We start from the raw sequence: 23739 nt of genomic DNA, 5'->3' as shown, positions 1-23739 counted from the left end.
CGGGCGCGCGCGCGCGGAACCCGGCAAGGACGTGCCCGCCACCGCCGGCACCCTGTCGCGCGATCCGGTCTGGGTGCGCTATCATGCGCGCTATGCCGGTTATGCGCTGCTGTTCCTGGCCTTCGATATGGAGATGGCGTTCATGTATCCCTGGGCGGTCGTCTACCGCGAGGAAGGGCTGATCGCCCTGCTCGACATGGGTGTTTTTCTGGCGATCCTGTTCCTAGGCCTGCTCTATGGCTGGAGCCAGGGCGCGTTGAGGCGGCAATGACCTTGGCCGGGGCGCGAGAGGGCGCGATGTCCGGGATCAGGCGGGCGGTCGCGGCGGCCATGGCGCGCGATCTGTCGGCCTTCGTGCTGCCCGGCGCGTCAGTTGCGCGGGCGATGGGGCTCGATCTGGCCGGGTCGCATCTGCGGCTTGTCGGCACCCCGCGTCATGCCAACCTGCTGATCGTCACCGGCCCCCTGCCTGCCGGTCTGCGCGATGCCGCCGCCGTTATATACGCGCAGATGCCGCGCCCGCGCGCGATCCTGGCACTGGGCGCGGGCGACATCGCCCCGTTGCCCGATGCGGATGTGTCGGCCCCTCTGACCCAGGCCGGGCTGCAATCCGGGCTGGCCGATCTGCGCCGCGTCATCGCTGCGGGCGCGTTTCGCGCGGACAGCGGGGAGTTTGCCGCTCCCGCTCTTGAGGTGCGCGTGGAGTACACCTGCCCGATGCACCCCGAAATCATCCGCGACGCCCCCGGAGACTGCCCCAAATGCGGTATGACGCTGGTGCCGCGCGAAACGGCGTCCAATGGACATGGTGGGCACGGTGGCCACGACATGCCCCAGGAGGACAGGCCAAGCCCCGCCGAACACGCACATGCGGGCCAAGCCGAGGACGCGGGCGGGGCGGAGGCATACACTTGTCCGATGCACCCCGAGGTCGTCAGCGATGCACCGGGCAAGTGCCCCAAATGCGGCATGTTTCTGCTGAAGGCGGAGGAGGGCGAAGCGCATGGGGACGAGCATGCACATGGGCACGCAGGCCACGCGCCCTCCGCGCATGGCGATCATGCCGGTCACGACGACAAGGCGGGCGGGGCGGGGGCATACACTTGTCCGATGCACCCCGAGGTCGTCAGCGATGCACCGGGCAAGTGCCCCAAATGCGGCATGTTTCTGGTGAAGGCGGAGGAGGGGGAAAGCCACGGTCACGGGCATAGGCATGGGCATGGTCATGGGCATGGCGGTCACGGTCACGGGCATGGCAGCGAAGCGCACGGAGCGCACGGTGCGCATGGTGCGCATGGTGCGCATGGGCATGGCGATCACGGCGGTCATGGCAAACAGCAGGACCATTCCGGCCACGATGGCCACGATGGGCATGCCGGACATGGCGGCCACTCCAAGGCCGCTATCGACGGGATCGAGCCGCATTTCATGTCGATGGTCGAACTGACAGAAGGCCAGCCGCGCAGCAGCGACGGGTTGCAGATGGACTGGATCGAGGTGCCGTTCGGGCCGTTCTTTCCCGGCCTGCCCGCAGGGCTGCGCCTGACCCTGACGCTGGACGGCGATACAGTGGCGGGCAGCGACGCCAGAAGCCTTGTGTGCAGGGCGGAGCTGGTGGATGGCCCGCAGATGACGGCAGGCGATTTCGTCGAGCGTCTGGCCGCGATGATGCCGCTCGGCCCGGTGGCCTATCGCACGCTGGCCTGCGCGGCGATCGAGGAGGCCGCGAGCGCCGACCCCGGCCAGGACGCGCGCCGTGGCCGCGCCGCCGCGGTGGAACGCGAGCGGATCGCCAGCCATCTGGGCTGGCTGGCCGAGTTCGGCCTGCAGTCGGGGTTTCTCTGGCTCGCCGCGCGGGCCGGGGCGTTGCAATTGGCTGTTCAAGGCGCTGACATTGACGGGATCGCCGCGCAGGCCGGGACGGTCAGGGCGCTGATCCGCCGGGTGCAGGCGGCACCGCTGATGCGGATGCGGCTGGGACGCATCGCGCGCATCGGCAAGGACGCCCCGGCCAGCGGCCCCGTGGACCGGGCGCGGGGTGGCGGGTCGGATGCCCGCACCGAAGACCCGACGCTGAAGGCCCTCGGGTTCGAGATGTGCGTCCGAGAGGGCGGGGATGCGCTGGCCCGGTTGCGCCTTCGCTGCGATGAGATCGCCCAGAGCCTCGACCTGATCGCGGCGGCCGGGAGGATTGCCGTGCCGCAGGTGCCGGATGTGGACAGGGTGTCGGGCGAGGGCGCGGCAACCATCGAAACACCGCGCGGCGCGGCGCGGCTGCGCGTGAAGCTGACCGATGGCAAGGTGGTCGAGGCCGAGCTCGACACGCCGACAGACGTGAACATCGCACTTGTCGAAAGGGTGACGGCGCAGCAGGAACTGGGCGATGCCTTGGCCGCTGTCGCCTCGCTCGACCTGTCGCCCTGGGAGGTGCGCGGATGAGCATTCTTGTCGTCTTGCTGTCGCTCGCCGCAGGGGCCTACGCGTTGGCCGTCATCGAACGATGGGCCGTGCATGGGCACCTGAGCCTGACCGGTCCGGCCTGGGCCGCCCTGGCGATTCTGGGGCGGGAATCGCTGCTGGCGCGCAAATCCGACCGGTTGTTCTTTGAGCTTGGGCCGGTCCTGCTGTTGGTGGCGGGGCTGATGGCGGTGGCGGTGATCCCGCTGGCGCCGGGGCTTGTCATCACCGACCTGGCCACCGGGGCGCTCTTCCTGAACGCCGCGCTGGCCTATGTGCTGGTGGCGCTGATCATGGCGGGCTGGGGGCCGAACGGGGCCTACGCGATGATCGCGGGCTGGCGGTTTCTGGGCCAGTTCATCGCCTATGCGATGCTGATCGTGATGCCGATCACCGCCGTCGCCATGCGGGCGGAATCGCTCTCGACGGTTGAGATCGTCGCCTCGCAGGAACAACTCTGGAACGTGCTCTACCAGCCGATGGGGTTCATCCTCTTCGTCGTGGCGGCGATGGGGCTGGCCTGGCTGCCGCCGCTGGACCTGCCCGATGCGACCGGCGAATTGGCCGGAGGCGTCGAGGCCGAGTATACCGGCGTGCGGCTGGCGGTGCTGCGGCTGGCGCGGATGGTCATTATCCTGGCGCTGGCGGGGGCGACCGTGACCTTCTACCTGGGCGGCTGGCTGGGCCCGTGGCTGCCGCCCTGGGCCTGGAGCGCGATCAAGATCCTGGCCGTGGCGGCGGCCATGCTGAGCATCGGGCGCTACATGCCGCGCATCCGCGAGGCGCGCTATCTGGCGCTGAGCTGGAAGCTGGGGATCTCTCTGGCGCTGGCCAATATCTTTGTCGTGGGCGTGATCGCGCTGGTGGTGCCGATATGACGGTTCAGATGATCTTTCTGGCGTTCTTCGGCGGCGCGGCGGTGTGGTTCGGCGTCGTGGTCTTCCGCACCCATTCGATGGTGCGTTCGGCGTTGGCTCTGCTGTTTTCGCAAACCGCGATCGGGGCGATGTTCCTGGTCATGCAGGCCGAGTTTCTGGGCGTGTTGCAGATCATGATGATGGCCACGGAGATGAGCGTGATGGCGATCTTCATGGTGATGTTCATGATGGACCCGGGCGGCATGGGCAAAATGGACATGACGCACCAGAAACGCCTGTCGCTCTGGGCCGGGGGCATCGGGCTGCTGGCCGCGCTGCTGCTGGTCTGGCTGCCCGATTGGGGTCCGGTCGCCCTGTCGGTGCCCGGTGCGCATGAACAGGCCGCCGATCTGGGCCGCGAATTGCTGGGCCGGTCGATGTTCATCTTCCAGTCGGCGGGGCTGACCATCCTGACGGCGATGATCGCGGCCACGATGGTGGCCATCATCCCCAACGCGGAGCAGGGCAAATGACTGTGGAACTTCTGATCGCTCTCAGCGTCGGTGCGGGGCTGTTCGGTGTCGGGCTCTACGGCGCGCTGAGCCAGACCAACCTGGTGATGATCGTCATGGGGGTCGAACTGATCCTGGCCGCGGCCCTGGTCAACCTGGTGGCCTTCTGGCGTTACCTGCATCCCAACGAGCCCGCGGGTCAGATGTTCGTGCTGATCGTCATGGCGGTGATGGCGGTCGAGATGGCGGTGGCCTTCGGTATCGCCATCGCCCGGTTCCGGGTGCGCGGCTCGGTCGAGATGGAAGAAGCGCGCGAGTTGAAGGGATGACGATGCTGGCACTCACCCTCCTCGCGCCGCTTCTGGCGGGGCTTGCGGCGCTGGCCCTGCGCCGCGCACCCGAAGCGATTGCGCTGGCGGGCGTCGGCCTCGGGTTCCTGGCGGCGATGGCGGTTCTGGCGGGCGCGATTGCGGGCAATGCGGTGGAACTGGTCCTGCCGGGCCTGCCGCAGATGCCGCTGCGGTTGGTCGCGGCGCCGCTGACGGCGGTCATTTCGGCCATGGTGGCGACGGTGGCGGCCTGCGTAGTGGTCTATGCGGTCGGTTACATGCGCAGCGATCCCGAAAGGCCACGCTTTTTCGGCATCCTGCTGCTGTTCGTCGCCGCGATGCAGGCGCTGGTGCTGGCGGGCGACTGGATCACCGTGCTGGCCGCGTGGGAATTGATCGGCTTTTCCAGCTATCTGCTGATCGGCTTCTGGCATGGCCGTGACGGCGTGCCCGGTGCCGCGACGCGGGCGTTTCTCTATACCCGCAGCGCCGATCTGGGGCTTTATCTGGGGATTTTCGTTCTGATCGGCTGGGCCGGCAGCTCGGAGATTTCGGCCACGCTGGCGATCACCGGCACACCGGCGCTGGTCGCCGGAGTGTTGTTGCTGATCGGCGCGATGGGCAAATCGGCGCAGGTGCCGCTGCAGGACTGGTTGCAGCGCGCCATGGCCGGGCCGACGCCGGTTTCGGCGCTGCTGCATTCCGCGACGCTGGTGGCGGCGGGGGCGATCCTGCTGATCCGGGTGGCGCCGATGTTGTCCGGCGGGGCTTTGCTGGCAATCGGGCTGGTGGGCGGCGTCACCGCCATCGTTGCCGGTCTGATCGCGCTGGCCGAGCGGGATCTGAAGCGGCTGCTGGCCGCCTCGACCTCCAGCCAGTACGGCCTGATGCTGCTGGCCATCGGGGCAGGCGTACCGGTGGCGGCGCTGCTGCACCTGATCGCCCATGCGGCGATCAAGAGCACGCTGTTTCTGGGCGCGGGCGTGTTCCAGCATGACCGCGACAGCACCGACATGGAGGCGGTCGCGGGCGCGGGCCGGTCAAGACCTCTGATCCTGACGGGTTTCGGTCTTGCCGCGCTGGCGTTGGCGGGCATCCCGCCGCTGGCCGGGTTCTTTTCCAAGGACGCGATCCTTGCCGCCGCGCTGGCCGCCCCCGGTGCTGCGTGGCTGGCACCACTGGCGCTGGCGGGCACGGTGCTGACCGGGGCCTATATGGCGCGGGCGCTGCGGGTGCTGTGGGGCGGCGAAGCACAACCGGTTTCCGGCAAGGGCATGGGCTGGATGGGGGCGGGCATGGCGGTGCTGACGGCGCTGGCGGCGGGGATTGGGTTCGCCTTCGTGCCGCTGGAGCACCTGCTGGGCGCTGAACTGCCGCCGGAAGGAGCCGCCATGATCCTCGGGCTTGTGGCGGCGCTGAGCGGCCTCGTGCTGGGCTGGTTCGTGACACCCGCCCGCCTGATGGGGCCGGTTCTGCCCTGGGCGCAGCGCGGCTTTGCCGTTGCGGGCGGGATGGACGGGCTGGTGCTGCGCCCGACACTCGCCATCGCCGCCGCCTGCGAGCGGTTTGAACGGCACCTGCTGGTCGCGCAGCTTGGCCTTGTGCGCATCCTGGGTCTTGGCACCGCATCCCGCACCGACGCAGCCGAAAATCGCCTATATGCCGCGACCCTCGATCTGGGCCGGTTGAACCTGCACCTGGGTGACAGCGCCGAGACAACGGACACAAAAGGCATCGACGCCCTGATCTTCGGCCTTGTCGACCGGACAATCGCCGCCGGTCGCCGCCTGCGCCTGCTGCAAAGCGGGCTGATCCACCGCGAACTCGCCCTGACTGTCATGGGCATTGCCGTCATCGCGGCGGTGCTGCTGATCATGCCGATTTACTGAAGAAAGACCAATTCATGCCCCTTCTCTCGATCTCCGTCTTTCTGCCGCTCCTGGGTGGATTGCTGCTGATGGCGCTGCCGAACGGGTCGGCCCGTGTCGCCCATGGCGTTTCCATCGCCACCGCCGGGCTGACCTTCCTAGTCACGCTGGCCATCTGGGCGCGGGGCACGCTTCCGGGCGGTTTCGCGCAGGTCGAGGAAATTGCATGGATCCCGGCCATCGGCGCGGCCTACCGGCTGGGCATCGACGGGCTGAGCCTGCCGCTGATCGTGCTGACCTCGCTGCTGTTTTTCCTGTCGGCGATCTATGCCGCGCGGATCACCGACCGCCCGGCGGTCTTTGTCGCGCTGATGCTGATGCTGGAAACCGCCTCGATCGGCACCTTCGCGGCTTTGGACGCGCTGCTGTTCTACGTCTTCTTCGAGGTGTCGTTGGTGGGCATGTATTTCATGATCGTCGGCTGGGGCTATGAAGAGCGCCAGCGCGCCGGGTTGATGTTCTTCATCTACACGCTTCTGGGCTCGCTGCCGCTTCTGCTGGCGATCATCGGGCTCTATCTGGCCACCGGCAGTTTCGACATGCGTCTGTGGATCGAGACCCCGCCGCTGACGGGCCTCGCGGCGATGCTGGCGCTGATCGCGATGCTGTTCACCTTCGCGGTCAAGATCCCGTCCTTTCCGGTGCATACCTGGCTGCCGGCGGCCCATGTGCAGGCCCCGACCGTCGGCAGCGTCATCCTGGCGGGCGTAATGTTGAAATTCGGCACCTATGGCCTCGTGCGCTTCGCATTGCAGATGACGCCTGACGCCTTTGCGCGGGCCGGTCTGGTGGTGCTGGCTTTCGGCGTGTTCAGCGCGCTTTATGGGGCTTTCGTCGCGCTGGCGCAGTCGGATCTGAAGAAGATGATCGCCTACACCTCGGTCAACCACATGGGTTACGTGGTGATCGGCGTGTCGGTGGCGGCGCTGACGCTGGACCCCGATCTGCGGGCGGTTGCGCTCAATGGGGCCACCTTGCAGATGGTCAGCCACGGCATCGTCACCGGGGCGCTGTTCTTCCTTGTCGGCATGTTGCAGTCGCGCGCCCATAGCCGCGAGATGGCGGATTTCGGGGGGTTGCTGGGGCAGGTGCCGTGGCTCGGCTGGGCATTTATCCTATCGGCCTTCGCCTCGTTGGGGCTGCCCGGATTGGCGCATTTCCCGGCCGAGTTCCAGATTTTCCTGGCCACGCTGAACGCGCAGCCCTGGGCCATCGTCGCGATCATTGCCATCGTGGTGACGGCGGGTCTGTATCTGCGCGCCATCGCGGCGGTGTTTCTGGGCGAGCGGAACGAGAAATGGGCGGCGATGCCCGATCTCGACCGGGGCGAGATGCTGGCCATCGTGCCGCTGCTTGTCCTCATCATCGTGATCGGGGTCGCGCCATCGTGGTTGCTGAACATGATCGACGCGACGATGCGGGCACTGCAATTCTGATGGCGCGTGACCTGTCATTTCTGTTTCCCGAGCTGCTGCTGGCCTCCACGGTGGTGCTGATGCTGGTGGCCGAGATGCTGCGCGCGCCGCGTCTGGCGTTGATATTGGGTCTGATCGGGCTGGGTCTGTCCACCGCGCTGACCCTTCCGCTGCTGGAGGCCGATACGAGCGTCTTCGGCGGCACCTACCGCGTCGATCTGCTGTCGGGCTGGGCCAAGCTGATCCTGCTGCCGGGGACCGCGCTGGCGCTTTTGATGACGCGGGCCGAGATCGCCGGGAAGGACCGCGAGGGCAGCGTTTATGTGCTGCTGTGCCTGGTGACGCTGGGGGCGCTGATGCTGGCGGGCGGCGGCGACATGATGCTGCTGGTCCTTGGTGTGGTGCTGACGGGGCTGGGATCCTTCGCAATGGTTGCCTGGCCGCGCGACGATGCCGCGACCGAGGCGGCGATGAAATACCTGGTCTTCGGCGCCGTCACCGGATCGGTGATGATCTACGGGCTGACCTTCTGGTTTGGCGGGGCCGGATCGACGCTTTTTTCCGAGCTCGGGGCGCTCGATGGCAAGCCGCTGATTGCGCTGGCGGGGCTGGTCGCGGTGCTGATCGGGCTGGGCTACAAGGCGGCGCTGGTGCCGTTCCAGTTCTGGGCACCCGACGCCTATGACGGCGCCCCGGTCTCGGTCGCGGCGTTTCTGTCGGTCATCACCAAGGTGGCGGCGATCTTCGCCTTTGCGCAGGTGCTGCGCGACCTGCCGGTCGCCACCGGCTGGCCCGTCGTCGTCGCGCTGATCGCGGCGGTGACGATGACATTCGGCTACCTGGCGGCCCTGGTGCAGAGCAATGTGGTGCGGCTGCTGGCCTATTCCTCGGTGGCGCAGGCGGGCTATTTCATGCTTGGGATCGTAGCGCTTGGCACCAGCCCGCTGGCCCTGCCATCGGTGATCGTGTTCGGCGCGGCCTATGTGGCGATGAACCTCGGGGCCTTTGCCGTCATCATGGTCGCGGGGCGCGATCTGGACGATTTCAAGGGGTTCGGCCGCGCGCGCCCGGTGATCGGCGTGGCCATGGTCGTGTTTCTGCTGTCGCTCACCGGTATTCCGCCGCTCTTCGGCTTTGTCGGCAAGGTGCTGCTGTTCGGCGCCGCGATCGAGGCCGGCTATCTGTGGCTGGCAGTGATCGGCATCCTCAACAGCGTGCTGGCGCTGGCGGTCTATCTGCGCATCGTGGTGCCGATGTATCAGGCGGGCGAAAGCGAAGCGGTTCGGGCGGAGGTCGCGCTGCCGCTATTGGTCATGCTCGGGGCGACCGCGCTGGTCACGGCGCTGATGGGGCTGTTCGCGAGGGTCTTTCCCGGCTGAATCAACCGGGCGATTGTGACGCCAGGAGTGTCACGTCTTGAGAGCGACCGCAGCGGATGCAACCGCGATTGCCACGTTCGCCCCAAACGGCAAGGGTGCGAGACAAACTGGGCTTTCGCGGCCCCCGCACCAATGTCAGGCCCGGGCCAGCGACCCGTGACAATAGTGGCCATGAATGGCAGAAGAGCAAGCCAAGTACCCACGGAGGGACTGCTGAAGCCCGTGACGAAAGGAGTCAACGATGCGAGATTTGCTTGAAGATTCCGGTTGGATGACCCGGTTGGGCGTTTTTGCGACGCTCTTCCTTGGCATGGCGTTCTTCGGAAGTGGAACGCCGACTGCGAAGATCGTCACCGCCGAGTTCCCCTTGTTCCTGGCGCCGTTTCTGCGACTGCTGACGGCAGCGATACTGACCACTCCACTGCTGATCGCCTATCGGAAGGAACTCCATGAAATCAGCAAGAGCAACTGGCTGCTCATCGCAGGTATCGGGTCGATCGGACTGGTCGCTTTCAGCCTCTTTCTGATGACCGGAATGAAAATGGTGAGCGGGGTCATTGGCGCGATGGTGATGAGCCTCAGTCCAGCCGCTGTTGCGGTCGGTGCCGCCGTTTTCCTTGGCGACCGACTGGGCCCCCGCAAGCTGATCGCGGTTGCGTTGTCTGTCTCTGGCGTTGTGATCATCAATCTCTCGGGCGAGTCGTTGCAGGCGCAAAGCCTTTCGACGATGGTTCTGGGAAGCCTGCTCGTTTTCGGTGCCGTCTGCAGTGCCACGGCCTATTCTCTCTTTGCCAAGAAGGCGACAAAACAGGTGAGGCCGGTCCTGCTCATACCTTTGGCGGCGTGGATTGCGACACTGCTTTTCGCGATTCCAGGTCTTTATCAGGCGGCCAACTTCGACTTTTCACAGCCGACGCTCGAACACTGGATCGCGCTTCTATGGTGGGGGATCGGCCCTTTCGGTATCGGGACCATGCTGTGGTTCGCGGGATTGGCGCGCGTGCGGGCCAGCATCGCCTCCGGTTTCATGGGCGTCATGCCGGCAAGCGGTCTGGTTGTTTCTTACGTCTGGCTTGGCGATCCATTCTACTGGATTCACGTGGTGGGCTTCGCCTTCGTTCTCGGCGGTATCCTTATGGTGGCTTGGGCGCATCAAGTCGGCGAGAAGAGAGCCAAGGAAAAGGGAAAGGAATTCAGCGGATACAGCACATATCCATGCTGACTGGAATCATGCGACACTGTTCGTCCGCAAGCCTGGCGCAAAAGGTTCGGATGAGTCCGTTTTTTGGCTGGTCCGCGTCGATGTAGGGTCCAACTTCCCGACCGCGAAACATGTCCAGGAAGCGAAGCGGTGACGGCGCAACTGCCGAAAGCCGTGCAAGCCGCGAAGCTCGTGTCATTATCAAGGATGTCGCGCGGTTTGCGCCAAAGCTCTGATCGGGCTTTTTATGCTGTGATTGAGTCCGCCATCCGCTCCGCCTTTCCGGGATCGAGCAGCGCGCCGATTTCGGCATATGCGCGGCGGGTGGCCACGGCCCCCGCGGCGATGCAGTGGCGCTTGTGTCCGAACTCGAGCGTCCCGATCGACTGCCCGAAATCGGGGCGGATCACCAGATCGGCCTGGGCGAAGCGCAGGTTTGCGTGTTCATACTGGCAAACCTCTATCGACCGGAGCATCGCCTGCATCCCGTTTTTCGGACCTGCGGCGTTCTCGGGCTGGCTCGGGTCCACCGCGATCACCACCTGCGCGCCGGTGGCTCTTGCCACGTCGATCGGCGCGATGTCGGCATAGGCCCCGTCCATCAGCACATGCGGCCCATCGACCAGGGGCGGCAATATTCCCGCAAGTGCGGCACTGGCATAGACGTAATCCGTGGCGCGGCCCTTGCCGAACACCACGCGTGTCCCGGTCAGCATATCCGTCGCGCAGACATGGATCGGGATGCGGCCATCCTCAAGATTCCCGCCCCGCGTCAGGCCGGACAGGACACGGCGGCCCCATGTTTCGGTGCGCGCGCCAACGCCCCAGCCGAAATACATGTCCCGCGCGGCAAGCAGAGCCATCCAGAGCCCCCGCATCCGGGCGGTCAGACCCGGCAGGCGAAAATCCGGGGTCGCGGGAAACCCGCTGGTGTCCATTTCCACCAATGCGTCGTACCAATCGTCGTTCAGGGCATAGGTGGCCCCCACGACCGCCCCCATGGATACGCCCACAATGGCGCTGGGAACATAGCCTCGGGAGGCAAGCGCGCGCAGCACGCCGGCATGCGACAGGCCCCTTGCCCCGCCGCCACTGAAAACAAGGGCAAAGGATTTGTGGGCCTTGCCGCGCAGCCTTGCCGGTCCCGTCACTGTCCAGCCTCCATTTCAATGCCTCTCTCAAGTCTTCAGGACTGACGCTGAACGCGGCAGATCGTTACGCAACCGGACCGGCCACATGGGTGCCGATCCGAGGCGGTGGAGACGCCAGGCGGAAAGCGTCCGGCCATTTCCGCCCATCTGCCGGTGTAATGCCCGAAGCCGGGACGCGTCTATTACCCAAACATCCAAACGGTCGGTCCCGACCGCAATGAAAATGGACTGGAGCCGAAATTGAGAACATTGACCCTTGAGGTCCGCGGGCTGTTCGAGGAACTCGATCACCTCGCGGTCGAACGCCATTTGTCGGCCCTGGGCGGCGTGCACCGCGCCGAAGCGAACCCGGCCTCGGCCAGCGTGACAGTCCACTATGACGAGACGGTGCTGGGCGAGGACGCGCTGCGCGAGGCGATCGAATCCTGTGGCTTCCACTGCACGGGCGAACGGGTTCCGAACCATGTCTGCAAGATGGACCACTCGGGCCATGACGGCCATTCGGCGCATGGCGGAAAGGCCCCTGCCGGCCATGACGCGATGGCGCATGAGATGGGCCATGGCGGCGGCATGGACATGGCCGGGATGGTCCGCGACATGCGCAACCGCTTCTGGGTGGCGCTGCTCTTCACCATCCCGATCTTCATCTATTCGCCGATGGGGGGCATGTTCACGCCGCCCGCGCCGCCTTTCGGTCTGCGGCTGGACCTGTGGCTGTTCTTCCTGGGCAGTGCCGCGATCATCTGGCCTAGCTGGCCGTTCTTCGTCGCCGCCTGGCGGGCCTTGCGCAACGGCATCCTGAACATGGCGGTGCTGGTCGTGCTGTCGGTCGGCACGGGCTATGTGTTCAGCGTCGGCTCGACCTTCTTCTTTCCCGGCGTGCAGTTCTACGAGGCCGTGGCGGTGCTTCTGGTCTTCATCCTGCTGGGGCACTGGCTGGAGATGCGCGCGCGGGCAGGGGCCTCGGCGGCGATCCGGGCGCTTCTCGATCTTGCGCCGCCGATGGCGACCGTCATCCGCGACGGGCAGGAGGTCGAGGTGCCGACCTCGGACGTGCTGGAGGGCGAGGTCGTCCTGATCCGGCCCGGCAACAAGATCCCCGTCGATGGCGAGGTTATCGAAGGCACGTCGCTGGTGGACGAATCCATGCTGACGGGCGAATCCATGCCGGTGAACAAGGCCGTGGGCGACACCGTGATCGGCGCCACGATCAACAAGAGCGGCAGTTTCCGCTACCGCGCCACCAAGGTCGGTGCCGATACCGCGCTGGCGCAGATCGTCAAGCTGGTGCAGGAGGCGCAGAACTCCAAGGCGCCCGCGCAGCTTCTGGCCGACCGCGCCTCGCAATGGCTGGTGCTGATCGCCATCGTGATCGGGCTTGCGACCTTCGCGGTCTGGTTCTGGTGGATCGGCTCGCCGCTGCTCTTCGCGCTGACGCTGACGATTACCGTCTTCGTCATCGCCTGTCCCGATGCGCTGGGGCTGGCCACGCCGATGGCGGTGATGGTCGGCACCGGGCTGGGGGCGCAGCACGGCATCCTGTTCAAGAACGCGGGCGCGCTGGAAGACGCGACCAAGCTCGATGTGATCGTCTTTGACAAGACCGGCACCCTGACCATGGGCCAGCCGCGCGTGGTCGAGGTGGTGGCCGGCGAAGGCGGCACCGAAGATGACGCGCTGCGGGCCGCGGCGGCGGTCGATCGCGGATCGGACCACCCGCTTGCATTGGCCATTGTCGAGCGCGCCGCGGATCTCGACGTGCCGCAGATGGCCGGGTTCCTCAACCTCGAAGGCCGGGGCGCGCGCGCCGAGATCGGAGGCGAAACCGTGCTGGTCGGGAACCGGCGGCTGATGGACGAGGAAGGCATCGACATTGGTTCCCTGACCGCCGAGGCCGAGCGCCTCAAGGGCGAGGGCCGCACCGTCGTGCATGTGGCGCAGGCGGGCCGGATGCTGGGCCTGATCGCCATTGCCGACGCAGCCCGACCAAGCGCCATGGCCGCCGTCGCCAAGCTGCGCGAACGTGGCGTCGAGGTGGCGATGCTGACCGGCGACAACGAAGGTACCGCACGGCGGATCGCGGGCGAGCTGGGCATCGACATTGTGCTGGCCGACGTGCTGCCGGGCCAGAAGGCCGAGAAGGTGAAGGAGCTTCAGGCCCAGGGCAAAAAGGTCGGCATGGTCGGTGACGGCGTCAACGACGCGCCCGCGCTGACCCAGGCCGATGTCGGCTTTGCCATCGGCGCGGGCACCGACGTGGCGATGGAAAGCGCCGATGTCGTGCTGATGAAGAGCGATCCCTACGATGTCGTGGGGGCCATCGAGCTGTCGCGCGCCACCCTGCGCAAGATGCACCAGAACCTGTTCTGGGCGGTGGCCTATAACGTGATCGCCTTCCCGATGGCAGCAGGCGTGTTCTACCCGCTGATCATCAGCCCCGCCGTTGCGGCGATTGCAATGTCGGGCAGCTCGGCCCTGGTGGCCGTCAACGCGCTGCTGCTGAAACGCACCCGGCTGGAAGGCATTGGCGCGGGCAAGGCCGCCGCCAATGCCGCGCAGACGGGCCAAGGCCCGCAGCACGCATCGCATCCGCAGAAATCACATTGAAAGAGGGGGGACCCGATATGTCTGACACATCGACCAAAACACCGGACGGGCAGGGCATGGCGGCGCGGTTTCCGACCGCCTACACGATCCTGTTCGGTCTGATCATCGTCGTCGCGGCGCTGACCTGGATCATCCCGGCGGGCCAGTATGACCGCGCCATGAACGAGGAGGTGGGCCGCGAGATCGCCGTGCCCGGCACCTACCAGGAGGTCGATCCCAACCCGCAGGGCTTCGTCGATGTGATGCTGGCACCGGTCGCCGGGTTCTACAATCCCGACAGCTATGCGGCCAATGCCATCGACGTGGCGCTGTTCGTGCTGCTGCTGGGCGGCTTTCTGGGCGTGGTCAACGCCACCAAGGCCATCGACACCGGCATCCAGACCGCGATGCTGCGCCTGAAGGGGCACGAGATCTGGATGATCCCGATCCTCATGTCGCTCTTTGCGCTCGGCGGCACCACCTATGGCATGGCCGAGGAAACGCTGGCCTTCTACGCGCTTCTGATCCCCGTGGTGATCGCGGCGGGCTACGATTCCGTGACCGGCGTGGCGATCATCCTGATCGGCGCGGGGATCGGCACGCTGGGTTCGACCATCAACCCCTTCGCCACGGTGATCGCGTCCAACGCGGCGGGCATCCCCTTCACCGACGGTATCGCGCTGCGGCTGGTCCTTCTGCTGGGCGGCCTCGCGATCTGCGTGGCCTACGTCATGCGCTATGCCGCGAAGGTCAAGGCCGACCCGAAACGCTCGGTCGTGGCCGCGCAACGCGACAGCGACCGGCAGTTTTTCCTGAACGAGACAGATGCCGAGGTCAGCGAACCCAAACTGACCGGCACCCAGAAACTGGTCCTGGTCCTGTTCTTCGCCACTTTCGCCGTGATGATCTGGGGCGTGTCGAGCCAGGGCTGGTGGATGGCCCGGATGGGCGCGCTGTTCTTCGGCATGGCCATCGTGGTCGGGCTGGTCGCGCGGATGGGCGAAAAGACGCTGACCGCGTCCTTCGTGGATGGCGCCAGGGATCTGCTGGGGGTGGCCCTGGTGATCGGGCTGGCGCGCGGCATCGTGGTCATCATGGAGCAGGGCCTGATCGCCGACACGATCCTGAACAGTGCCGCCGACACGCTTGGCGGCCTGCCCCAGATCGCCTTCATCAACCTAATGCTCTGGATCGAGATCGGGATGAGCTTTCTGGTGCCGTCCTCCTCCGGCCTTGCCGTCCTGTCGATGCCGATCCTCGCGCCCCTGGGGGATTTCGCGGGCGTCGGGCGCGATCTGGTCGTCACGGCCTATCAATCGGCCAGCGGGCTGGTGAACCTGATCACGCCGACATCTGCGGTGGTGATCGGCGGTCTGGCCATCGGGCGCGTGTCGTTCGACCGCTGGATCGTCTTCATCTGGCCCCTGCTGCTGATCCTCGTCGTCTTCATCTCGGCCGGGATCAGCCTGGCCGCCATTCTCTGATTAGCAAAGGAGGCATCCGAGATGTCTGAACCGAAACTGGGCGTTCATTCGGAAGTGGGCAGATTGCGGCAGGTGATCGTATCGCCCCCGGGCCTGGCGCACCGTCGCCTGACGCCGGACAACCGCGAGGATCTGCTGTTCGACGATGTGTTCTGGGTCAAGCAGGCGATCAAGGATCATGCCGTCTTTTCCGACATCATGCGCGGCGAGGGGGTCGAGGTGCTGGACGCCATGGCGCTGCTGGCGGACGTGCTGGAGATGCCGGAGGCGCGCAAATGGGTTCTCGACCACCGCATCACCCGCAACGACGTGGGCGTCGGGATGCGGGACGATCTGCGGGCCTGGATGGAAGCCTTGCCCGGAGCCGAGCTTGCGCGGTTTCTGGTCGGCGGCATCACGGTGGACGATCTGCCCTTCACGCCCTCGGGCATGTTCGGCAGTTACCTCGGCCCCAACGGCTTCGTTCTGCCGCCGCTGCCGAATTTCATCTTTACCCGCGACAATTCGGCCTGGGTCTATGGCGGCGTCAGCATGAACCCGATGCATTTCGCGGCGCGTCGGCCCGAAACCCTGCTGATGGCCGCCGTCTATCGATTTCATCCGAAATTTGCCGGTCAGGCGCGCGTCTGGTTCGGCGATCCGACGCGCGAATTCGGCACCGCCACGCTGGAGGGCGGCGACATCATGCCCATCGGGCACGGTGTCGTCATGGTCGGCATGGGCGAACGATCCACGCCGCAGGCGGTGGGCCAACTGGCCGAGGCGCTGTTCGAGGGCGGCGAAGTGCACCGTCTGATCGCCTGCCAGATGCCCGCCTCGCGTGCGGCGATGCACCTGGATACCGTCTTTACCCATTGCGGCGGCGATGTCGTGACCACCTTCAAGGAGGTGGCGGATGCCATCACCTGCTACGACCTGCGCCCCGGCGCGGGGAATGCGCCGCTCGATATCCGCCGCGATGCCCGCCACCTGTTCGAGATCACCGCCGAGGTTCTGGGCCACAAGAAGCTGCATCTGGTGCCCACGGGCGGGTCCGATGCGGCCGAGCAATCGCGCGAACAGTGGAATGACGGCAACAACGTGCTGGCGCTGCGCCCCGGCGTCGTCATCGGCTATGACCGCAACGACGACACCAATGCCGCCTTGAGGGAGGCCGGGATCGAGGTGCTGGCCATCCCCGGCGCCGAACTGGGCCGGGGCAGGGGCGGCAGCCATTGCATGAGCTGCCCGACCATCCGCGACGCAATCTGAACCATCCGACGACAAGGAAACCCCATGTCCTACAACCTGCGAAACCGCCATTTCCTGACCCTGCGCGACTTCACGCCCCAGGAAATCGGCTTTTTGCTGAAGCTTTCCGCCGACCTGAAGACGGCGAAATACGCCGGCACCGAGGTGCCGCGCCTGACCGGCAAGGAAATCGCGCTGATCTTCGAGAAGGACAGCACCCGCACCCGTGTCGGCTTCGAGGTGGCGGCCCATGATCAGGGCGCGCATGTGACCTATCTTGGCCCCTCGGGGTCGCATCTGGGCAAGAAGGAGACCGTCAAGGACACCGCCCGTGTGTTGGGCCGTGTCTATGACGCGATCGAATATCGCGGTTTCGGCCAGCCCATCGTCGAGACATTGGCGAAATACGCGGGCGTACCGGTCTATAACGGGCTGACGGACGAGTTTCACCCGACGCAAATCCTCGCCGATTTCCTGACCATGCAGGAACATTCCGACAAGCCGCTGCGCGAGATCGCCTATTGCTTCCTGGGCGACGCGGGCAACAACATGGGTGACAGCCTGCTGATCGGCGGGGCGAAGATGGGCATGGATGTGCGGCTCTGTGCACCCGAGAGCCTCTGGCCCGATCCCGCGATCCGTGACGAGGCCGATGCCATTGCCGCCGAAACCGGCGCGCGGATCACGCTGACCGAGGATGTTGACGCCGCCGTGGCAGGCGCCGATTTCATCTACACCGATGTCTGGGTGTCGATGGGCGAGCCGAAGGAAAAATGGGCGGAACGGATCGAGCTGCTGACGCCCTATCAGGTCAATGCCGACGTGATGGCGAAGACCGGCAATCCGCGCACCAGGTTCATGCACTGCCTGCCCGCCTTCCACAATGCCGAGACCGAGGTCGGCGCCGAGATCGAAAAGTCATTCGGCATCACGGCGATGGAAGTCACCGAAGAGGTGTTCGAAAGCGCGGCCTCCATCGTCTTCGACCAGGCCGAAAACCGGCTGCACACCATCAAGGCCGTGCTCGTCGCCACGCTGGGGAGCTAGCCGATGCTGGTCGTTGCAGCCCTTGGGGGAAATGCGCTGTTGCAGCGCGGAGACCCCCTGACCGCGCAAATCCAGCGCGCGAATGTCGCCACCGCGGCCGTATCGTTGGCGCGGATCATCAAGGCCGGTCACCGGCTGGTCGTGACCCATGGCAACGGGCCGCAGATCGGCCTGCTTGCCCTGCAGGGGGCCGCCTACAAACCCGATGAGGTGTTCCCGCTGGATGTGCTTGGCGCGGAAACCGACGGCATGATCGGCTACATGATCGAACAGGCGCTTGAGAACGCCCTGGGCCATGACCGCCCGGTCGCAACCCTGCTGACCCAGATCGAGGTCGATCCCAAGGATCCGGCTTTTGCCAGGCCCACCAAGTTCATCGGCCCGGTCTATGACAAGGCCGAGGCCGAACGGCTGGCCGAGGCGCGGGGGTGGAGCATTGCGGCCGATGGCCAGCATTGGCGCCGCGTGGTCGCCTCGCCGATGCCCAGTGACATTCCCGACCTGAAGGTGCTGGAACTGCTGCTCGAACAGGACGTCACGCTGATCTGTGCGGGCGGCGGCGGCATTCCGGTTGTCCGGCGCGCCGACGGATCGCTGATCGGGATCGAGGCGGTGATCGACAAGGATCACGCGACGGCGCTTCTGGCCCACAAGCTGAAGGCCGATGCGCTGTTGCTGCTGACCGATGTCGAGGCGGTGTTCCGCGGTTTCGGCACCGAGGCGCAGACCGCGATACGGCGGGTATCGCCCGAGGACGCGGTGCGCCTCGACCTGCCCGAGGGGTCGATGGCGCCCAAGGTGGCCGCCGCCGCATCCTTCGTCTCGGGGCGCGACCGCTACGCCTGCGTGGGCCGCCTGGAAGACGCGCTTGCCATGCTGGAAGGCCGCGCGGGCACGATGATCGCAAACACCTGAAAACCAAAGGAGGATTATCCATGAAACGTCTGAAAGACAAGGTCGCCCTGATCACCGGGGGTGCGGCGGGTATCGGTCTGGAAACCGCGCGCCTCTTCCTGGGCGAAGGGGCCAGGGTCGCGCTTGTGGACCTCGACGATGACGACCTGTCGGATGCCGCGCGGGATCTGGGCAACCCGGACGACCTGCTGACCATCGCGGCCGATGTCTCCTCGGTCGAAGACAGCAAGAGATATGTCGCGCAGACCGTCGAGGCGTTCGGGCGCATCGACGTGTTCTTCAACAACGCCGGGATCGAGGGCAAGGTCGCGCCGCTGGTCGATCAGAAGATCGAGGATTTCGACCGTGTACTGGCGGTCAATGTGCGCGGCGCGTTCCTCGGGCTTCAGCATGTCCTGCCGGTGATGATCGGGCAGAAATCCGGCAGCGTGATCAACATGTCGTCCATCGCGGGCCTCAAGGGCAGCCCGAATGTCGCGCCCTACATCACCTCGAAACATGCCGTCGTCGGCTTGACCCGCGCTGCCGCGATAGAGGCCGCGGGCCACAACGTGCGCGTCAACTCGGTGCATCCCTCGCCGGTCAACACGCGGATGATGCGGTCGCTGGAGGAGGGGTTCAACCCCGGCCACGGCGAGGAGGTGAAGCAACAGCTTGCCGGCACGATCCCGCTGGGTCGATACGGCGAAAGCCTCGATATCGCCAATCTGGTCCTGTTCCTTGCCTCGGACGAATCCGCCTTCATCACCGGGGCGCAATATCCCGTCGACGGGGGCATGGCGGCGGGCTGATCGGATCTCTGCCCATAGGGGGTCGGAACCCGCCGCCGGGGGCCGTCAGGTCGCCGTGAGCGTTCCGACCCCAAGTGCGGCGTTCGTGCGCGCAATCGACGTCGATGCGTCGCGCTCGGCCTCGGTCAGCGCACGGATCGCGTCGATGGTTTCGGGGATCACGATGGCCTGGTTGTCGACCATATAGGCATAGAACAATTCGTCGCCCTCGACCGTGAGCATGTCCTCCCACAGCGCCACCTCGTAGAGGCTGTCATTGGGGCGTCCGAGATCGGCCATCATCTCCTTGACCGCGTTGAGCGCACCCAAGCCCTCCGACATCTTGATCAACGCGATGCGCGAGGAGGCGCGGAACGCGTCCAGCACCTCGTCCCTGGAGGCCCTGCGCGGCATCCTGACCGACCAGTAATGCAGATGCGCAAGGGTCTGCGGCACTTTCACGGCCATGGTGATCACGTCGAGATCGGGATCGACGCTTTGCGCGTCCGGGCCCTGATGGCTGGGGATCTCGGGCTCGGGGACAAGCGTGTTCATGATCCCGCCCAGATGGCTTTCCCATGGGTCGGTGGCGCGGCGCAGCAGGGTTCCGCGCGCCGCGCCGAGCAGCTTGGCCCGCTTGAGCGCCCCCAGCGTACGCACGATCGAGGTCGTGTTGCAGGAGACGACGCGGGTGCTGTCGCGCCCGATGGCGCTGGCGTAATTCGCTTCGGCGACGAAGGAGTGGCCTGTCACCTCGTGCTTCTCGCCGCCATGAAGGATGAACCGGATTCCCGTTTCGCGGTAGGTCTCGACATTGCGCGCGGCGACTTTCTTCGGTGTGCAGTCCACCACGATATCGGCGGAGCCAAGCAGGTCGTCGAGACCGCCTGCCACGTCGAGACCGGCCGCGCGCATGGCCGGGGCGCGATCCGGATCGGCCGCATAAAGCGCGAAGCCCTTCGCGCGCGCCATCCGGGCCCGCCAATCGGCGGTGACATCGGCCACGCCGGCCATCTCCATGTCATTCTGGACGGCGACCGCGTCCGCCACCCGTTTGCCGATCACGCCGTAGCCGTTCACGGCGACCCTGATCCGTTTTTCATCTGTCATGACGCTCTCCTCGTGTCTGTATCGGACGACATGTTATCCGCAATCTGCCCCGCCTCGGTCTCGGCGATATAGTCGCGGGTCAGTGGAACGCTGTCGCGGCGTTTGGCAAGCTGGATCTGGAAGACCATCAAGCGGCCATTCCGGAACGCCATTTCGCAGGCGGCCAGGTAGAACTCCCACATGCGGCAGAACCGTTCATCATAGAGCTTGCGCGCGGTCTCGCGTTCCTGGGCGAACCGCTCGGACCAGTGCCGCAGGGTCTCGGCGTAATGCAGGCGCAGAACCTCGACATCCGTGACCCACATCCCCGACCGCTCTGCCGCCGCGATGGTTTCGGACAGGCTGGGCAGATAGCCGCCGGGAAAGATGTATTTGCGGATCCACGGATCGCTGCCGCCTCTGGGCGCCTTCGTGCCGATCGCATGGACAAGGGCGACCCCATCGGGCCGCAGAACCCTTTGCAGGGTGGCAAAGAACGCGTCGAACCCGCTGCGGCCCACATGTTCGAACATGCCCACCGACACGACGCGGTCATATTGTCCGCGCTCTTCGCGGTAATCGCGCTGCTCGAACGCGACCTGATCGGACAGGCCCGATTGCGCCGCGCGGTCGCGGGCGGCGGCAATCTGTTCGGCCGACAGGCTCAGGCCGGTGACGCGGGCGCCATGTTGCCGTGCAAGCTCCATCCCCAGCCCGCCCCAGCCCGAGCCGATATCCAGAACCTCCAGTCCGGGCCGCAGCAGCAGCTTTGCCGCGATATGCCGTTTCTTGAGCGCCTGGGCCTCCTCCAGCGTTTCGCCGCCGGTGGGGAAATAGGCGCAGGAATATTGCCGGTCCGCGTCGAGAAAGAGATCATAGAGGTCGGTCGAGATGTCATAGTGATGCGCCACATTGGCGTGCGACCGGCGGATCGGATTGTGATGCAGGCTGCGGGTCCGAAACCCATCCAGCCAGCGGGTCAACCGCCTGCCGGGCAATGCGTCGACGGCATCCATCTGCGTCATGCAGATCGACAGCAGGTCGCGCAATGTGCCCGCCTCGATGCGCAGCGTCCCGTCCATATAGGCCTCGCCCAGTGCCAGGCTGGGATTTGCAAGCAGCCGCGCAGGCAGCGCCCTGTCGGTCAGACGGATCGACACGGAAGGGCCGCCGCCGGGGCCGAAACGCCAGGTCTCGCCAAGGGGATCGAACACGGTGAGACGACCGGTTCGCACGAGGTGGCCAAGCGATCTGGCAAGCAACCACATGCCCGCCCGCGCCGGCGCGAGGCGCCCGCGTCCGGTTCGGCCCCCCTGATGTTCATAACGCTGATCGTGAGAGGTTTCGCCATTGGACATGATTGCTTGCTCCATCCCGCTATTCTTCCAAAGGCGGCATCAACAGCCGCTGTCTGGTAGAACAGACGAAGGACGGGAATGTTCATTACAAAGCGACAGCCCGCCGCGCCCGGTCAAGACGAGCAGGGCGGTTGACCCCGGGGGCCAGCGGGCCCATGCCGGGGACATGCGTAAGGGTCCGGCGAGCGCAGCGTCTTCCCAATTCGCCCCCAAGTTGGCACATCGGAAGATTTCCGCAATTCCTGCCATTTCTGATCCAGACAAGGAAACTCGATGTCGCCAACCGTCATATCCAAGATCGTTCTGGCCATGTTCCTGTGGGCGGCGTGCTTTCCGCTGATCACGGCGGGGCTGCAATACGCGCCGCACCTGACCTTTGCGACGATGCGGGCAGGTCTGGCCGGCGCGGCTCTGGTGGGGTTGGCCATGATCTTGCGTCGGCCATTTCCGCGCGGCGGGCGCATCTGGGTGACGCTGGCTGTCGTCGGCCTTGGGGCGACCAGCCTCGGGTTTCTGGGCATGTTTCATGCGGCCGAGTTCGTGTCTCCGGGCCTCGCCACCGTCATCGCCAACACGCAACCCCTGCTTGCGGCGATGCTTGGCGTCGCATGGCTTGGCGAGCGCCTGCCGAGGATCGGCTGGATCGGCCTGTCGGTCGGCTTCGCGGGGATCATCGTGATCGCCCTGCCGCAACTGCTGGACGGGGGGCAGGACGGCTCGGCCATCGGCTTTGCCTATATCGTTCTGGCGGCGGTCGGCGTGACCATCAGCAACGTGGCGATCAAGTCCATCGCGGACAAGGTGGACGGGCTTTTCGGAATGGGGGTGCAACTGCTTATCGGCAGCGTGCCATTGGCCATCGCGGCCTTCGCGCTGGAAGATCCGACCGCGGTTCAGTGGAACGCGGTCTTCACGCTATCCTTGCTGGGGCTGGCCCTGTTCGGCTCGGCGCTGGTGTATTGGGTCTGGTTCTCGGTCTTGGAGGAGGTCGAGCTGAACCGGGCGATCGTGTTCAGCTTTCTGGTCCCGATCTTCGGTCTTACAATCGGCGCGCTGTTCTTCGGGGAACGTCTGTCCGGCATTCAGTTTTCCGGTATTGCGCTGGTCGTTCTGGGGATCGTGTTCGTCAATCTCAAGGGCAGGCCACAAGGATAGTCGTGCCGCGCCGAAGGGAAACCTGACGCCGGAAGGATGCAGTGCGACATCCTGCCCATCCCGTCACCGCCGAAAGCCACCTTGCCGTAGACTGACAGAAACCCCATGTCGTTCAGTGCGGCGCGACAGGCTGCGACGCGTTTGATCCATGTCAACGCCCGCCCGCATTGAAACTGCAAAATGCAACAGTCAGACCATCGTTGCATGACAGCGCAAGATGCGCGGAAAGGGCAGGGACATCATGGCATCGCAAGACAGTCGCAAGCGGGAGGTGTCCGGCACTTCGCCGGAACGCGCGCTGTTGGACGGGCGCGGCGCGTTCATGGGGTTCCTGGTCAAACGGCTCGGCAACCGCGCCGATGCCGAGGATGTGTTGCAGGAGTTCTGCATCCGGGTGCTGACGCGCAAGGATCAGCTCCGCGATGTCGACCGGATGGATGCGTGGCTCTACACGATCCTGCGCTCCACGTTGAACGACCACTACCGCAAGGGAACCCGGCGCAGCCGTCTGGCGGCAGCGGCGGCGCGCGAACCTGAAGACTGGATCGCCGATGCGCCCAGTCAGATGGCGCGGCTATGCACCTGCCATGAGGGGCTGATTTCCGAACTGCGCCCGGCGGAGTCCGAACTGATCCGGCGCATAGATTTCGGCGAGGAGGATCGAGAGACCGTGGCGGCCGATCTCGGACTGACGCGCAACGCCCTCGGTGTCCGGCTTCACAGGGCGCGCAGCGCTTTGCGCGAGGCGCTGACGGCGCATTGCGGCTCATGCTGCCGGGAGGATCGCGAGGATTGTTCCTGTCCGCCCAGAGGCTGCGCGAACGTCGTACACGAAACCGATTGCGAAGACGTGGGACAGGAACACTGATCGCCCTG

At 65.8% G+C, this 23739-nt stretch carries 20 protein-coding genes; 17 read left to right on the top strand and 3 right to left on the bottom strand.

Going from position 1 to position 23739, the window contains the following annotated elements:
* The 9 genes from AC13C7_RS01445 to AC13C7_RS01405 all read left to right on the top strand — a co-directional run.
* A partial coding sequence (locus tag AC13C7_RS01445) for an NADH-quinone oxidoreductase subunit A (RefSeq protein ID WP_482866383.1) occupies positions 1-271 on the top strand: 271 nt, incomplete at its 5' end.
* 26 nt (positions 272-297) lie between these two features.
* Positions 298-2439 (top strand): heavy metal-binding domain-containing protein, encoded by a 2142-nt coding sequence (locus AC13C7_RS01440; RefSeq protein ID WP_482866382.1) that lies wholly within the window; start codon positions 298-300, stop codon positions 2437-2439.
* Positions 2436-3335 carry a complex I subunit 1/NuoH family protein gene (locus tag AC13C7_RS01435; protein WP_482866381.1) on the top strand — a complete coding sequence of 300 codons (900 nt, stop codon included), beginning with the start codon at positions 2436-2438 and terminating at the stop codon, positions 3333-3335. The genes AC13C7_RS01440 and AC13C7_RS01435 overlap by 4 nt, the downstream gene beginning before the upstream one ends.
* A complete protein-coding gene (locus AC13C7_RS01430) occupies positions 3332-3847 on the top strand; it encodes an NADH-quinone oxidoreductase subunit J family protein (RefSeq protein WP_446170411.1) in 516 nt (171 codons plus the stop codon). Before AC13C7_RS01435 ends, AC13C7_RS01430 begins: the two co-directional genes overlap by 4 nt.
* The gene (nuoK, locus tag AC13C7_RS01425; RefSeq protein WP_482866380.1) at positions 3844-4155 is read left to right on the top strand and encodes an NADH-quinone oxidoreductase subunit NuoK; all 312 of its coding nucleotides are present in this window, start codon (positions 3844-3846) and stop codon (positions 4153-4155) included. Before AC13C7_RS01430 ends, nuoK begins: the two co-directional genes overlap by 4 nt.
* Positions 4156-4157: 2 nt before the next feature.
* Positions 4158-6044, top strand: a complete 1887-nt coding sequence (locus tag AC13C7_RS01420) for an NADH-quinone oxidoreductase subunit 5 family protein (protein WP_482866379.1) — start codon at positions 4158-4160, stop codon at positions 6042-6044.
* 14 nt (positions 6045-6058) lie between these two features.
* Complete coding sequence (locus AC13C7_RS01415) at positions 6059-7519, top strand: complex I subunit 4 family protein (RefSeq protein ID WP_482866378.1); 1461 nt, start codon at positions 6059-6061, stop codon at positions 7517-7519.
* The gene (locus tag AC13C7_RS01410; protein WP_482866377.1) at positions 7519-8877 is read left to right on the top strand and encodes an NADH-quinone oxidoreductase subunit N; all 1359 of its coding nucleotides are present in this window, start codon (positions 7519-7521) and stop codon (positions 8875-8877) included. Before AC13C7_RS01415 ends, AC13C7_RS01410 begins: the two co-directional genes overlap by 1 nt.
* 241 nt (positions 8878-9118) lie before the next feature.
* Positions 9119-10099, top strand: coding sequence for a DMT family transporter (locus AC13C7_RS01405; protein ID WP_482866376.1), 981 nt, complete (start codon positions 9119-9121; stop codon positions 10097-10099).
* Positions 10100-10323: 224 nt separating this feature from the next.
* Here AC13C7_RS01405 and AC13C7_RS01400 read toward each other — a convergent pair whose 3' ends face one another.
* Positions 10324-11229 carry a patatin-like phospholipase family protein gene (locus AC13C7_RS01400; RefSeq protein WP_172319018.1) on the bottom strand — a complete coding sequence of 302 codons (906 nt, stop codon included), beginning with the start codon at positions 11227-11229 and terminating at the stop codon, positions 10324-10326.
* 249 nt (positions 11230-11478) lie between these two features.
* Here AC13C7_RS01400 and AC13C7_RS01395 point away from each other — a divergent pair, with 249 nt between their 5' ends.
* From AC13C7_RS01395 to AC13C7_RS01370, 6 genes are read left to right on the top strand one after another with little or no spacing between them, the layout of a single operon-like run.
* Entirely contained in the window at positions 11479-13836 is a 2358-nt protein-coding gene (locus AC13C7_RS01395) for a heavy metal translocating P-type ATPase (protein WP_482866375.1), read from the top strand.
* 17 nt (positions 13837-13853) lie between these two features.
* Entirely contained in the window at positions 13854-15299 is a 1446-nt protein-coding gene (locus AC13C7_RS01390) for a YfcC family protein (RefSeq protein ID WP_482866374.1), read from the top strand.
* Positions 15300-15320: 21 nt separating this feature from the next.
* Positions 15321-16550, top strand: coding sequence for an arginine deiminase (locus AC13C7_RS01385; RefSeq protein WP_482866373.1), 1230 nt, complete (start codon positions 15321-15323; stop codon positions 16548-16550).
* Positions 16551-16574: 24 nt separating this feature from the next.
* Positions 16575-17576 carry an ornithine carbamoyltransferase gene (argF, locus tag AC13C7_RS01380; RefSeq protein WP_482866372.1) on the top strand — a complete coding sequence of 334 codons (1002 nt, stop codon included), beginning with the start codon at positions 16575-16577 and terminating at the stop codon, positions 17574-17576.
* A 3-nt stretch (positions 17577-17579) separates the two neighbouring features.
* Positions 17580-18491, top strand: coding sequence for a carbamate kinase (gene arcC, locus AC13C7_RS01375; protein ID WP_482866371.1), 912 nt, complete (start codon positions 17580-17582; stop codon positions 18489-18491).
* Positions 18492-18511: 20 nt separating this feature from the next.
* Entirely contained in the window at positions 18512-19282 is a 771-nt protein-coding gene (locus AC13C7_RS01370) for an SDR family NAD(P)-dependent oxidoreductase (protein WP_482866370.1), read from the top strand.
* 45 nt (positions 19283-19327) lie between these two features.
* Here the strand turns inward: AC13C7_RS01370 and AC13C7_RS01365 are convergent, their stop codons facing one another.
* Both AC13C7_RS01365 and AC13C7_RS01360 read right to left on the bottom strand, forming a co-directional pair.
* On the bottom strand, positions 19328-20371 hold the full coding sequence (locus AC13C7_RS01365) for a type II glyceraldehyde-3-phosphate dehydrogenase (protein WP_482866369.1): 1044 nt from the start codon (positions 20369-20371) through the stop codon (positions 19328-19330).
* A complete protein-coding gene (locus AC13C7_RS01360; protein ID WP_482866368.1) occupies positions 20368-21564 on the bottom strand; it encodes a class I SAM-dependent methyltransferase in 1197 nt (398 codons plus the stop codon). Before AC13C7_RS01360 ends, AC13C7_RS01365 begins: the two co-directional genes overlap by 4 nt.
* 417 nt (positions 21565-21981) lie before the next feature.
* Between AC13C7_RS01360 and AC13C7_RS01355 the strand changes: the two genes are divergently transcribed.
* Both AC13C7_RS01355 and AC13C7_RS01350 read left to right on the top strand, forming a co-directional pair.
* Complete coding sequence (locus AC13C7_RS01355) at positions 21982-22863, top strand: DMT family transporter (protein WP_172319038.1); 882 nt, start codon at positions 21982-21984, stop codon at positions 22861-22863.
* Between the two features lie 241 nt (positions 22864-23104).
* Positions 23105-23731, top strand: coding sequence for an RNA polymerase sigma factor (locus AC13C7_RS01350; RefSeq protein ID WP_482866367.1), 627 nt, complete (start codon positions 23105-23107; stop codon positions 23729-23731).
* Positions 23732-23739 lie beyond the last annotated feature (8 nt).

The sequence above is a fragment of the Alterinioella sp. B-7 genome (genome assembly GCF_056857775.1).
This window is presented reverse-complemented; position numbering and strand designations above follow the sequence as displayed.